Consider the following 13,180-nt stretch of genomic DNA (forward strand, 5'->3'; position numbering starts at 1 on the left):
CTTTTTCCCAGTCTCATTTGGTAGACTCAAACGTCGAATTCGCGACGGTTTGGAGTCTCTTTTATATGTCATCAGAACCGAAGAACGGCGAGGGCACGAACGATTACGGCGCTGACGACATTCAGGTTCTTGAAGGACTCGAAGCTGTTCGCAAACGTCCCGGCATGTATATCGGGTCAACCGGCCCGCGTGGCCTTCACCACCTGGTTCAAGAGATCGTCGACAACTCTGTCGATGAGGCGCTTGCCGGGTACTGCGACGCTATCGACGTCACGATCCTGGAAGACGGCGGCATCCGCTGTGTTGATAACGGACGCGGCATCCCCGTCGATATTCACGAGCGCGAGGGCATTTCCACGGTTCAGCTCGTTCTGACCGTATTGCACGCCGGCGGCAAATTCGGCGGCGGCGGTTACGCGGTTTCCGGTGGTCTGCACGGTGTCGGCAGCTCGGTCGTCAACGCGCTGTCACGCCAGCTCGACGTGGAGGTTAGGCGGCAGGGCAACGTGTATCGCCAGCGCTATCACGACGGATTCCCCGACGCGCCCCTCGAAAAGGGCGAGGCGACAGATATTACGGGAACCACGATCACGTTCTGGCCGAGCAGTGAGATCTTCGAGACCATTGATTTCGATTACGACACCCTGCGCACGCGTTTTCAGCAGATGGCGTTCCTCAACAAGGGGCTGCGCATCAGCCTGCGCGACGAGCGCCCCAGCCGAGAGCTCGACGATCCGAACCCCGAGACCGGCGTCTTCACCATCGCCGAAGACGACTCGGAGGGCATCGATCCCGAGGCCGAATCAACCGCCGAGCGCAAGGTTCCGCACGAGGTCTTCTACTACGAGCGCGGTCTTGTCGACTACGTGGAGTTCCTCAACCGCAGCAAGCGCGGCGACCTCGTCAACGACGAGATCATCGCCTTCGAGACCGAGGACACCGAGCGCAAGATTGCACTTGAAGTCGCCATGCAGTGGACGACGGCCTACACCGAGAGCGTCCACACCTACGCGAACACGATCAACACGCACGAGGGTGGGACTCACGAAGAGGGTTTCCGCGCCGCGCTCACGACTCTGATCAACCGGTACGCGCGCGAGAAGAGCATCCTGAAAGAGAAGGACGACAATCTCTCGGGCGAGGATGTCCGTGAAGGACTCACCGCCGTCGTCTCCGTGAAGCTGAGCGAACCGCAGTTCGAAGGCCAGACGAAGACCAAGTTGGGTAACACCGAAGCGAAGGCGTTCGTGCAGAAGGTCGTCTGGGACGAACTTGGCGACTGGTTCGACCGCAACCCGATCTCAGCGAAAGACATCATCCGGAAGGCTATTCAGGCAGCATCCGCTCGTATGGCTGCTCGCAAGGCGCGCGAGACTGCGCGCCGCAAAGGGCTGCTCGAGGGCGGCGGTATGCCCGGAAAGCTGAAGGACTGCCAGTCGAAGGACCCGACGCTCAGCGAGATCTTCCTCGTCGAGGGAGACTCGGCAGGCGGATCGGCCACGCAGGGGCGCAACCCCGAAACGCAGGCCATTCTCGCGCTGCGCGGAAAGGTGCTCAATGTCGAGAAGGCGCGGCTGGATCGGGCCCTTGGCAATGCGGAGATCCAGGCGATGATCACCGCGTTCGGCACCGGAATCGGCGAGGATTTCAACGGCGACAAGGCGCGCTATCACAAGATTGTGCTGATGGCGGATGCTGACGTTGACGGCCAGCACATCACGACGCTGCTGCTGACGCTGCTGTTCCGCTACATGCGCCCGCTCATCGAGATGGGCTACGTCTATCTCGCGCAGCCGCCGCTGTTCCGCCTCAAGTGGTCCAATGCCCCGCACGAGTACGTGTACTCCGATGAGGAGCGCGACGCGCTGCTGGTGCATGGTCAGGCCAATGGCAAGCGGATCCCGAAGGACAACGGGATTCAGCGCTACAAGGGTCTTGGCGAGATGGACTACAAGGAATTGTGGGAGACCACGATGAACCCCGAGTCGCGAACGCTGCGTCAGGTCACCCTTGACGATGCCGCGGCCGTTGACGAGATTTTCTCCATTCTGATGGGCGAGGACGTCGAGTCTCGCCGCAACTTCATCCAGAAGAACGCGAAGGACGTGCGCTTCCTTGACATCTAACGACGACGTGACCCCAGAGAACGAAACGGGCGAAGGCGAATCCTTCGGAGTCCACGGTCGCATCGACCAGGTTGACCTGCAGCTCGAAATGCAGCGGTCGTACCTCGACTACGCAATGAGCGTGATTGTCGGGCGTGCGCTTCCCGAGGTGCGCGATGGCATGAAGCCCGTGCACCGCCGCGTGATCTACGCGATGTTCGACGGCGGGTACCGCCCAGACAAGGCGTTCTCAAAGTGCGCCCGTGTTGTCGGCGACGTCATGGGAAACTTCCACCCCCACGGCGACTCGGCTATCTACGACGCGCTGGTGCGCCTCGTTCAGCCGTGGAGTCTTCGCTATCCACTCGCGCTCGGGCAGGGCAACTTCGGCTCACCCGGAAACGACGGCGCCGCCGCCCCCCGGTACACCGAGACCAAGATGGCGCCGCTCGCCCTCGAGATGGTCCGCGACATCGACGAAGACACCGTCGACTTCCAAGACAACTACGACGGGCGCACCCAGGAGCCGACGATCCTGCCCTCGCGCTTCCCGAACCTTCTGGTCAACGGCTCCGTCGGTATCGCGGTCGGCATGGCCACGAACATCCCGCCGCACAACCTGCGCGAAGTCGCCTCTGGCGCTCTCTGGCACCTCGAGAACCCGGAAGCATCGCGCGAGGAGCTTCTCGAAGCCCTCATGCACCGCATCAAAGGCCCGGACTTCCCGACCGGCGCGCAGATCCTCGGCGTCAAGGGCATCCACGACGCCTACCGGACGGGCCGCGGATCGATCACGATGCGCGCGGTCGTCAACGTCGAAGAGATTCAGGGTCGCACCTGCCTCGTCGTCACCGAACTGCCGTACCAGGTCAACCCCGATAATCTTGCGATCCGCATCGCCGAGATGATCAAGGACGGCCGGCTGAGCGGCATCGCCGACATTCGTGATGAAACGTCGGGTCGGACGGGCCAGCGTCTGGTGATCGTGCTCAAGCGGGATGCTGTCGCCAAGGTCGTGCTCAACAACCTGTACAAGCACACGCAGCTGCAAGAGAACTTCGGCGCGAACATGCTCGCGATCGTGGACGGTGTGCCGCGCACCCTTGCCCTCGACGGGTTCATTACCGCGTGGGTGGCCCACCAGATCGACGTCATTGTGCGCCGCACCCAGTACCGGCTGCGGAAGGCCGAGGCAGACGCGCATATTCAGCGCGGGTATGTGAAGGCACTCGACGCCCTTGACGAGGTCATCGCGCTCATCCGCCGTTCGCCGACCGTTGACGAAGCACGCACTGGGCTCATCGAGCTGCTCGACATCGATCAGCTTCAGGCAGATGCGATCCTGGCGATGCAGCTGCGTCGCCTCGCGGCACTCGAGCGTCAGAAGATCATCGATCGACTGGCTGAGATCGAAAAGGAGATCGCCGAGTACAAGGCGATCCTCGCCGACGAGGTGCGCCAGCGCACGATTGTCTCCGAAGAACTCACCGAGATCGTCGACCGCTACGGCGACGATCGGCGCACCGAGATTCTGTTCGGCTACGACGGCGACATGTCCATCGAAGACCTCATCCCTGAGGAAGAGATGGTTGTCTCCGTCACACGCGGCGGATACGTGAAGCGCACGCGCAGCGACAATTACCGGTCGCAGCACCGAGGCGGCAAGGGCGTCCGTGGCGCCCAGTTGCGCGCCGACGACATCGTCGAGCACTTCTTCGTCACGACGACGCACCACTGGCTGCTGTTCTTCACGAACAAGGGCCGGGTGTACCGCGCGAAGACCTATGAGCTTCAAGAGGGCGGGCGTGACGCGAAGGGTCAGCACGTCGCCAACTTCCTCGCTCTGCAGCCGGACGAAGAGATCGCGCAGATCCTTGACATCCCGGACTACGAGACTGCCGAGTATCTCGTGCTGGCTACGCGCGACGGCCTGATGAAGAAGACGAAGCTCACCGAGTACGACACCAACCGCACAGGTGGCATCATCGCGATCAACCTGCGCGAGGGTGACGAGCTCGTGTCGGCGCTCCTGGTGAACTCCGACACCGACATCATGCTCGTGTCCCACCAGGGAATGTCTCTGCGGTTCACGGCGACCGATGAGGCGCTGCGCCCGATGGGCCGCTCAACATCCGGTGTGAAAGGCATGTCCTTCCGTGAGGGCGACCAGCTGCTCTCAGCATCCTGGGTCGCTGACGACAGTGACTGGTACATGTTCGTGGTCACCGAAGGCGGTTACGCCAAGCGGACGCACGTCAGTCATTACCGGCTTCAGAACCGTGGCGGACTCGGCATCAAGGTCGCGAAACTTCACGAAGATCGCGGCGTTCTCGCGGGCGCCCTGGTCGTCGCCGAGGATGACGAAGTCTTGGTGGTTCTTGCCAGCGGCAAGGTGGTACGCTCTGCCGTGGCCGAGGTTCCCGCCAAGGGACGCGACACGATGGGCGTGGTCTTCGCACGATTCGCTGAGAACGACCGCATCCTCGCTTTGGCTAGAAACAGCGATAGACAGCTTGAGAATGAGGAGTCGGAAGACGATCCCGAGTCCGAATCGCCGGATGCTGGTGAGTCTGAAGGGGTCGAGGCCCCTGACGCTCCGCAACAGGAAGAGTAAGAATGACAAGCGTTGCCGACAAACTGGCTAAGAAGTCAGCGCGAAAGCCGTCGAGCAAGCAGGTGCGCCTGAAGCTCGTATACGTCGACTTCTGGTCGGCGCTGAAGCTGTCGTTCCTGATCGCGATTGCCGCCGCGATTATCACGGTCGTGTTCTTCTTCCTGGTTTTCACCGTTCTCGATGCCACGGGCGTCTTCGACCAGGTGTCGAGCCTCTACAAGGAGGTCACCGGTGACAAGGAGGGGCTTGAAGCGATCATCGGGCTTGGCCGAGTCATGGGCTTCGCGCTTGTCGTCGCGATCTTGAACCTGGTGATCGTGACGGTTCTCGGTGCGCTGGCCGCCGGGCTGTACAACCTGGCGGTCAAGATCACGGGCGGCCTGCTCGTGGGTTTCACCAACAACTGATCACGACACTCCCGGCCCGTTGCGGGGCTGATTTCGATTGGGAAATCACGACTATTTCGGGTAATCTCGAATCTGGTCAAAAACGGGGCTATAGCTCAGGCGGTTAGAGCGCTTCGCTGATAACGAAGAGGTCCCAGGTTCAAGTCCTGGTAGCCCCACTTGTGGGAGTCACGTTAAACTGATCTTCCATTTTCGGGGCCTTAGCTCAATTGGTAGAGCGCCTGCTTTGCAAGCAGGAGGTCAGGGGTTCGATTCCCCTAGGCTCCACAATTTCATACGTAGTCACATGCCTCACAATGGTTTTCTGGCGTGACGCAACAGTGAACAGCTCCGCTCAGCGGAGTGTCGCGTGTTCTTCGTCGATGTCGATGTACTGGGTCTCGCTGATGCGCGAGTAGCAGTCGGCGACGAGGCGTTCGGCGACTGCAACGAGGATCGGGCAGCGGGTGCAACCGGTGGTTCGCCTCCTGCGTCCGGTGCAGACGAAGTAGGCGTATTGGGCGCCCTGCTTGTTCTTCGGCAGATCGAGTTGCAGGCACGACCCGCAGGCCCCGCAGAACAGGGAGCCCTTCGGTATCAGCACATCGGAGATAACCGCTCGACACGGGCAGGATCAACCGCGCTACGTCCGCTCCTACGGAAGCTCATCAACTCGCCGGTGTTCCGAGAAGATCGCATGCCGCTAGTGCTCAGCGACGGTACGTGCACGACCATCGCGTGACGGTCCGAACCCGGGGATCTAGCCCAACCAATCCGTCCTGAGCGCTCACTATGTACCTATGAGGTATATAAACGCTGATGGCGCTCACTGATTTTCCTCAGTTGTGCTCGCTGAATTTCCCCGGGTCGCGTGGTTAGGTTAGCGCAGGTTTGTGCCGGTGGTGGCGCGGCGGAGTTCGTCGGCTGCGGTGGCGTGGTGGCGGAGCCGGTAGGAGGCGCCATCGAGGGTGATCACGACGGAGCGGTGCAGGAGTCGGTCGAGCATCGCGGCGGCGACGGTGGTGTCGCCGAGGATCTCGCCCCAGGCGCCGACGGGCCGGTTCGTGGTGATCACGATCGAGGTTTTCAGGTAGCGCTGGTTGATGACCTGGAACAGTGCCGAGGCTGTTTCGCCGGGTAACGGGAGGTAGCCGAGCTCGTCGATGATCAGCAGGGTTGGGCCGGCGAAGAACCGCATCATCGTCGACCATTTGCCCTCGATCGCGGCGCGATGGCAGCGGGCGGCGAGGTCAGCGGCGGAGGTGAAGTAGGTGCGGTAGCCGGCTTGAACGGCGGCGTGGCCGAGGCCGGTGGCGATGTGTGTTTTCCCGACGCCGGGCGGGCCGATCAGCAGCACGTTGGTGGCGGTGTCGATGAACCGGCAGGTGCCGAGTTCCTGCAGCAGGTTGCGGTCGATGCCGGAGGCGGCGTCGAGGTCGAAATCGTTCAGTGTCGCGCCGGTGGGCAGGTTCGCGAAGCGGAATCGGCCGGCGAGGCGTCTGGCGTCGGTAGCGGTGACCTCGGCTCGAAGGAGGTGTTCAAGGGCCTGGGTCAGTGACCAGCCTTCCGCTTGAGCCTGGTCGAGCACGGCGGGTAGCGCGTCGGCGGCGTCTCCGAGTTTCAGGTCTGTCAGGTGGCCGCGCAGCTGCTGATAGACGCTCGCCGCTGTCGTTGTGGGTGTGGTGCTCATCGGAGGGTGTTCCTGTTCTTCGCGGCCTGCTCGTAGGCGGCGAGGTCGATCACGGTCGAGGGGTGCTCGTCGGCACCGGTGAGTATCTCGGCGGCGTGCAGCGCCGCAGGCCCGGGCGGGATGCGTTCCTTGCGCCGATGCGGACGCCCGGGAGGCGCCGAGGCCAGCGCGATCGTCTCCAGCGCCCTCACGTGAACGGTGTCCCGGACCGTGACGCCGAGGCCGGGCTCGGCGAGGGCGTGCCGGGCGATGACGGTCCCTGCGGTGGTGGCGATATCGATGATGTCGGCGCCGAGGCGCTGGCGAACGAGCACCTTGGACGCGGCGAGCTCGACAGGGACCGAGTAACGGTTCCCGCGCCAATCGACCAGCGCTTGCCTGGTCGCGGTGCGTTCCTCAGTCACGACTACCGGGAACACGCTCGAAGGCAGCGGCCGCAATCGCTCGTTCGCGAACATGGCCGCGGCCGTCGACTTACCACCGGTGTCGTCGCGGCGGCGCTGGTCCTGGCTCGTGGCGAAGGCTTCGAGGCTGGTCTGAGCCTGCTCGAGGGTGAGCTCGTCGGCGAGGTTGCGCCACCAGCGCTGCGCCGCCGTGTGATTATTCTTCTCCACCACGCCCTTCCGGTTCCCCGAGCGGGGCCGACAGGCGACGACCTCGATGGCATGGTGCTTGGAGAACGCGGCGAACATCGGCGTGAGATCGGACGTGCCGGCCTTCAAAACCGTCGTCATCCGATCAAAGCGCCAGACACGGGTCAGCTCACCCAGAAGGCCAAGCAGCGTCGTCATCGCGGCCAGCAGATGCGGCAGATCCATCGATGGAGAGATCACCGCCCGCCAGACACCAGAGTGTGCCAGGGAGCCAACGAGCACAAACGCGCGCTTGGTGGGGAAACCCCAGGCGGCGGGCGGATCGGGCATCTCGACCCAGTCGAACTGCGTCTCCTCGCCCGGTGGGTGCTCGATGAGGGCGTTGGGCCGTTTCGTGACATGCGCGCAGGCCTGACAGGCCGGCCGTAGCCCGCGGCTGCGGATCTGCCTCGTCAGCGTTTGATAAGAGCCGGCGTATCCGAGCGGCCGCAACTCGTCCAGTAGCGTCACAGCCCACAGGTGCGGGTCCTCGGTCAGCCTCGCGGTCACATACGCGACGAACGCGGCAAACGGGTCCGGGACCTGGCGTTTCCGCTCCCCGGGCTGGCGTTGCCCGGACAGATACGCCCGAACAGTCTTTCGGTCATGATTCGTGCGGCGGGCGATCTCACTGATCGTCATCCCCTGCCGTTTCAGAGCGTGGATATCCACGTCGTCCTCCAATGAGAGCATGAAGGAAGGGCCTTTCTCGTGCTGGTGAGTGGTCGAAGACCATCAGCATCGAGGAAGGCCCGCCCTCATGAGCGGAAGCGACCCGGAGTGGGGAAAATCGATGAGCGAAAGTGAGGAATTTCAGAGAGCGCCGTCAACGCACATGCAGTTTGTTATTCTTGGTCTCCTCTTGCACGGGCCCCTATCCGCATACGACTTACGCAAGCGGTTCACCGCCGGTATCTCGCTCTTCTACTCGGCTAGCCTTGGCAGCATTCAGCGCGCGCTCCAAGTACTTGACTCGCAGGGGTGGGTGACGAAAGACGAATTGTCCGATTCCGGCCGGCCGAAGCACCTCTACTCCATCACCGAGTCTGGCCATGAGACGTGGCGCGGCTGGATGCTCTCACCGATCACGGATTCGGATGCCGAGCAGATCACACTGGCGAAGGTATATCTGCTCGGCAGCATGCCATCTGAGAACCGTGTTGAGAGCCTCGCCCTGCTGCGTCGGAGGGCCGATGCAGACCTTGAACGACTCACGGTACTGCGGGCCGGGATCCATGTGGCACCGGTACGAGAACAGGAACAGGATGTGGCGCGATACCGCCTCGCGACGCTCGACTACGGCATTCGCGCACACGAACTCATGGTGCGTTGGCTCGATGAACTGGAGTCCGCATGACCACGGGCGCCCTCACGGTCGCCCTGGCGCTCCTCACCGCACTCGCAGTACTACAGGTGCTTGTCGCGCTCGGATAACCGCTCGGCCGATCCGTCTGGGGCGGTCAGCATCGGGTGTTGCGTACGAGACTCCGCATCGGGAGTCTGGTCTCGGTGGTGCTCTATGCCGGGATGGCTGCATTGCTGCTTAGCCGGGGAGGCGTAACTCCCGGTGACAGCACTTTCGTGCAAACCGCAGTTTGGGTGCTCTTCGCCTACTTCGTTATCGGCATCATCATGAATGCATCTCTCGCAGCAGACCCGAGCGTTTCACGATGACCCCCATCTCGATCGTACTTGCCGCCGCGACCCTCGTCATCGCGCTAGAAGGTTAGACGGATGGCAGACTCCCGCCGACGTAACTGGGTTCTCGGGAGGGCGTGATTGCACATAGTCTGCCCATCGATGAGCTCAACCCGTTGTGTGCCCGAGATGTAAGTCTCTATCGTTTCCGCACTCACCCCCATCGTGCTCGGCCTCTGAGTACGACACTTGCCAAGATGGAAAGTGACGGATACAGTTTCCAGTATGGAAACTAACAGCGAAAGACTTCGGCCGACGCCAGAAGAGGCGCGTGCCGCTCTCGACGGTACCGAGAGTGTTCGCGCATCTGTGAGTGCGCTCTCTGCCACACCGTGGCCGCTGTGGTTCACGGCTGTTCTTACAGCGATGCTGGCCGCTCTGCCGATTGGTCTTGGCGGCGCACTGGCCGAGCCCGAGTGGCTGATGCCCCGCTGGGCGTGGTTTGTCGCCATTGTCGTCGTCGAGGGCGTGTTCTTCGCGCTGTTCTTCTTGGCAAGTCGTCGTTGGACTGCCAGCACGGGCGTCGCTCTGCGGTTGAATGTGCTGCCGAAGGCAGTCACACTTTCGGCCATGATCGGGCTTCCGGTGATCGTCGTCGGCGCCGGAATAGCCTTTCGAATGACGGGCGAAGTGTGGTGGCTGCTCGGTGCGGCAACTATCGGCGCCGCCCTGTCGATAGCCTTCCATCTGTGGTTTGTCCGCCTTCACGAGCGGCAGTCGTGAGCATCACTGAGGCCTCGGATGGGATTAATCCGACCATCCATGCGCCTAATCGGCTGCGCATATGCGCGTTGCTCGAGGCCGCGGGAGAGGCGGAATTCGGGCTCGTACAGCAGCAATTGCGAGTATCGGCGTCTGTGCTCAGCAAACAGGTGTCCATATTGATGAGTGCCGGGTATGTCGAGCAGCGCAAGGCGGTTCGCGACACACGACAACGCGTCTGGCTGAAACTCACCCCTCAGGGGCGCGAAGCATATGGTGACCATCTTGCCGCACTTCGCGCCATCGTCGACACCTGACATCCGGACGTGCAGATCGGCGACGCGTTGCACTGGATCTGGGGAAAGCTTGCGAGATATGGAAGCGCGGCTCGAGCCCATCGAGTCCGTCGCGTCGTTCCTTATCGCTCGGACGTATCGAGCGGGCCGATCCGTCTTCGATCATGGCGGCCCAGCGAGACAGCCGAGTCGCAGGTGCTATCCGTTTCTCATAGGGTTATCGCATGGAACTCGAGCTTGATCCCGAACCATTCGAACCACTGATCGATGAACTCGCTGACGCACTCGAATCCGGGCGGGTGACGGTCATCGGTGCCACGGACGATGACGAACCGTGGGTGAGTTTTTCATGCGTCATCGTTCGTGATGATGACGGTTACGCCATTACCGAACTGCGAACGTCTGTGCCTATCCGCAATACGGAGGGCTGGGAGACGATCCGACTCGACGAGAGTCTGACGAAGCTGTTGGACTACTGCGAACAGCGCGGTATGTCACAACCCAGGCAAATCTGGCTGCACTTTCACAGGGAATGGAGTGCAGACTTCGCGGCCGGTATCTCTGCAGACGACGGCACAGAATGTGAGTGCGAACTGCTTTCTGCAGAAGAACCACTGCTCCGCCGCCTTTTTGAGCGCTGGGGGCTCGGCGTCGCCGCGTCTCAGGCGGGTCAGTACCGCGTCCGTGACCCCAGGGCGTGGTGGGGGGAGGTGAACGAGCACGCTGAGTTCCTGTCGTCTAACGTTCAGGAAAGTCGTGACATGGTGAACGAGCTCATCGAGTCTGACCCCCATGACGAGTGGGCAGAGTCGGATTTTCGCGCCAGGCGAATCGAGCAAGACACCCTCGACGACCACATCAGGCTGTTCGGCGAACACTACCTGCGCGGTGACAAATTCTCGGAACTTCGCAGCTTTGTCGATTGCTGGTACGAAGACTTCACGCGCGTGTTCGCCCTGCTCGAACGTCGCGCCGGGACACCTGCTTTCACGAAGCCGCCGGAGGGCGGCAGCTGGGTAACCGTGTGGCACACCGTCAACCTGATCATGGTGGCGACGCTGCTCGGAAAAATGGATATCGTACGAGACGTTCTCAGGCATCCCGCAATTTCGCATGCTCCGTATCGAGCGGTGGATGTACTGGCGCTGGTCAATGACGTTCCGCAAGTCAACGGAATCGACGACCTGCGTGCTGACGGATGGCAGGACTGGGTTGTGCACGAGCGGTGGCTGAAGGTGACGGGTGCCACGCCTGGGCGTCGTCAGGCTGCGTTCGAGAAGTTTGTTCGGGAGTGGCAGGAAAAAGAAGGCAATAAGCGCGTCGGGCAAGTCAAGTGGTGTATCACCGGGGCGTATCTTGCTGTGGCTCTCGGCCTTGACGACAGCGCTGTTCGTGATCTCGAAACGTATCCGAGTGAGCTTGCTGATTTCGCACGAGCGTCTGGGGTGCAGTCGATTCCGGCGAAGATGAAGCTTGCGGGGCCGTGGAAGAAGCCGACACCGCCGAAGGTTCTCGAACCGGCAGAGGCCCGCCAGCCGCACGCGTTCAGCTCTGAATCGGGTGAGCTGGCGCTCGCCGATTTCGCAGCGCTGCTGACCCCGGTCTCTGCTGAGCAGTTGACCGGATCTTTCGACGAGCTTCTTGAAAGCGCGGTCGACGCCGGAACTGTCGCGATGCTCAATTGGAAAGGTGTGGCTCTCGACGGAGACGTGGCCTTGATTCAGGATGCTGGCCGCGCGCTCGGTCTTCGGGTTCCCGGAAGAAATCCGACGAAGATGCCGAAGGCGACCGAGAAAGCGCTCCCTCGATTCGATGAGTGGCTTGAGCCGCTGGGAGTGCGCCTGCTCGAGCTCGACATCGATTCGGATGACGTGTTCGTTCTTCCCGTGCTCGCCGAAGACTACGATCGCGCCGTCGGCCGTACGGTCGGCGATTGCACGCTGAGGGCCACGGGCTCGGTGCCGGCCCACTGAAAGGAAGATCATCACGATGACGAAGAACGTGAGGGTCCACCCATTCGCGTCCTACGACGACGGGTCGCGCAGACGAGCGACGCGGCCTGTCAACAGCATCCCATCGCGCGCATTGAGCCCCATAAGTGCGACATTGACCGCACCCGCCATGAGTTCGATGACTTGAACTGGGTAGAACCAAGCATCCAGCTCGCCATCGCGGGTCATCAACGCCAGAGTGAGTGCGCAGGGAACAAGTACGAGGATGCCGTTGGCTGCGATGATCGGCATGCGACGACGTTTCGATGCGATCAGGGCAGACGTATCACCGCGGCCGAGTGTGAACCCGCTCGCACCGGTGAGCGCGAGCGCGGGCACGAGAAGCAGAAGCCCCCACGGAATCACCTGTTTGACAGCGATGATCGCCTGCTCAGAACCGCTCAGCTCTGAGATCACAGTAGAGACCCAGAAGGATGCGATGGTGAGCAATGCGACAATTCCGGACAGAGGGTGCATGCGTCGCCACATCACTGCACCTCGCTGGCGTCGTCGGACTGCAGTTGAGCGATCACGCTGCCGACCAATTTGAGCAGGCGTCCTTGTTCCGTTGGCGACAGGCTGCGAGTGGCTTCCGCGTTGGTCTCTTCAGCCGCCGCCGTGAGAGTTGCCTCGAGCGAGCGAGCATGGTCGGTCAGGGTGACCACGACTCGGCGGCGGTCTGCCGGGTCAACGTCGCGTTGCACCAACCCGTCACGTTCCATCCGGCGTAGTGTGTGCGCCATGGTTGACGGATCGACCTGCACTCGCAGGCCCAGCTCGCGCTGCGAGAGGCCGTCTTCTTCGAACAACGCGAGCAGCTGAGCAAACTGCCCCGGTACCACTCCGGTCGCGGCAATTCGGTCGCGCAGGCGGAGCTCCATCAACCGAGCAAGATGGTTGACCTGGTACCCCAGCGATTCTTCGCGTTTCATGCGCATCTCCCATTCATGTGGCTTGCCATCTAATATTAGATGGTTTGCCATGAGATGCAAGAGGTCTGCCCTATCTGTCGAGTCACGACCGGTCGCTGTGGCGGCCCGGCGAATTGAGCGGGCTCGAAGGCGCT

General features: G+C 62.0%; 12 protein-coding genes and 2 tRNA genes. 9 read left to right on the forward strand and 5 right to left on the reverse strand.

The genetic code is table 11. The annotated features are described in order from the left end of the window. The first annotated feature begins 65 nt into the window (after window positions 1-65). From gyrB to OK352_RS03725, 5 genes are all read left to right on the forward strand, one after another. Window positions 66-2,126 (forward strand): DNA topoisomerase (ATP-hydrolyzing) subunit B, encoded by a 2,061-nt coding sequence (gyrB, locus tag OK352_RS03705; RefSeq protein WP_265140041.1) that lies wholly within the window; start codon window positions 66-68, stop codon window positions 2,124-2,126. Between the two features lie 7 nt (window positions 2,127-2,133). Further along, the gene (gene gyrA, locus OK352_RS03710; RefSeq protein WP_265140280.1) at window positions 2,134-4,719 is read left to right on the forward strand and encodes a DNA gyrase subunit A; all 2,586 of its coding nucleotides are present in this window, start codon (window positions 2,134-2,136) and stop codon (window positions 4,717-4,719) included. Window positions 4,720-4,721: 2 nt separating this feature from the next. Next, a complete protein-coding gene (locus OK352_RS03715; RefSeq protein WP_265140042.1) occupies window positions 4,722-5,126 on the forward strand; it encodes a DUF3566 domain-containing protein in 405 nt (134 codons plus the stop codon). Between the two features lie 84 nt (window positions 5,127-5,210). Continuing rightward, window positions 5,211-5,284: transfer RNA gene (locus tag OK352_RS03720), tRNA-Ile, on the forward strand. A gap of 36 nt (window positions 5,285-5,320) precedes the next feature. After that, window positions 5,321-5,393: transfer RNA gene (locus OK352_RS03725), tRNA-Ala, on the forward strand. Between the two features lie 67 nt (window positions 5,394-5,460). Here OK352_RS03725 and OK352_RS03730 read toward each other — a convergent pair. The 3 genes from OK352_RS03730 to OK352_RS03740 form a co-directional block, all read right to left on the reverse strand. Beyond that, on the reverse strand, window positions 5,461-5,709 hold the full coding sequence (locus tag OK352_RS03730) for a recombinase zinc beta ribbon domain-containing protein (protein WP_265140043.1): 249 nt from the start codon (window positions 5,707-5,709) through the stop codon (window positions 5,461-5,463). A 276-nt stretch (window positions 5,710-5,985) separates the two neighbouring features. Beyond that, window positions 5,986-6,795, reverse strand: coding sequence for an IS21-like element helper ATPase IstB (istB, locus tag OK352_RS03735; RefSeq protein WP_265140044.1), 810 nt, complete (start codon window positions 6,793-6,795; stop codon window positions 5,986-5,988). After that, window positions 6,792-8,120, reverse strand: a complete 1,329-nt coding sequence (locus OK352_RS03740) for a Mu transposase domain-containing protein (protein WP_265140045.1) — start codon at window positions 8,118-8,120, stop codon at window positions 6,792-6,794. The genes istB and OK352_RS03740 overlap by 4 nt, the downstream gene beginning before the upstream one ends. 67 nt (window positions 8,121-8,187) lie before the next feature. Between OK352_RS03740 and OK352_RS03745 the strand changes: the two genes are divergently transcribed. The 4 genes from OK352_RS03745 (at window position 8,188) to OK352_RS03760 (ending at window position 12,096) form a co-directional block, all read left to right on the forward strand. After that, window positions 8,188-8,784, forward strand: coding sequence for a PadR family transcriptional regulator (locus tag OK352_RS03745; RefSeq protein WP_265140046.1), 597 nt, complete (start codon window positions 8,188-8,190; stop codon window positions 8,782-8,784). 566 nt (window positions 8,785-9,350) lie between these two features. Next, window positions 9,351-9,848: a hypothetical protein gene (locus OK352_RS03750; RefSeq protein ID WP_265140047.1), complete on the forward strand. Its 498-nt coding sequence runs from the start codon at window positions 9,351-9,353 to the stop codon at window positions 9,846-9,848. Beyond that, entirely contained in the window at window positions 9,845-10,144 is a 300-nt protein-coding gene (locus OK352_RS03755) for a transcriptional regulator (protein ID WP_265140048.1), read from the forward strand. The genes OK352_RS03750 and OK352_RS03755 overlap by 4 nt, the downstream gene beginning before the upstream one ends. A 203-nt stretch (window positions 10,145-10,347) precedes the next feature. Then, the gene (locus OK352_RS03760) at window positions 10,348-12,096 is read left to right on the forward strand and encodes a DUF6630 family protein (RefSeq protein WP_265140049.1); all 1,749 of its coding nucleotides are present in this window, start codon (window positions 10,348-10,350) and stop codon (window positions 12,094-12,096) included. A gap of 51 nt (window positions 12,097-12,147) precedes the next feature. Here the strand turns inward: OK352_RS03760 and OK352_RS03765 are convergent, their stop codons facing one another. Both OK352_RS03765 and OK352_RS03770 read right to left on the reverse strand, forming a co-directional pair. Then, entirely contained in the window at window positions 12,148-12,591 is a 444-nt protein-coding gene (locus OK352_RS03765; protein ID WP_265140050.1) for a hypothetical protein, read from the reverse strand. An 11-nt stretch (window positions 12,592-12,602) separates the two neighbouring features. Beyond that, window positions 12,603-13,046, reverse strand: a complete 444-nt coding sequence (locus OK352_RS03770) for a MarR family winged helix-turn-helix transcriptional regulator (protein WP_265140051.1) — start codon at window positions 13,044-13,046, stop codon at window positions 12,603-12,605. Window positions 13,047-13,180 lie beyond the last annotated feature (134 nt).

The sequence above is a fragment of the Microbacterium sp. MPKO10 genome (assembly GCF_026107415.2).
Taxonomy (GTDB): Bacteria; Actinomycetota; Actinomycetes; order Actinomycetales; family Microbacteriaceae; genus Paramicrobacterium.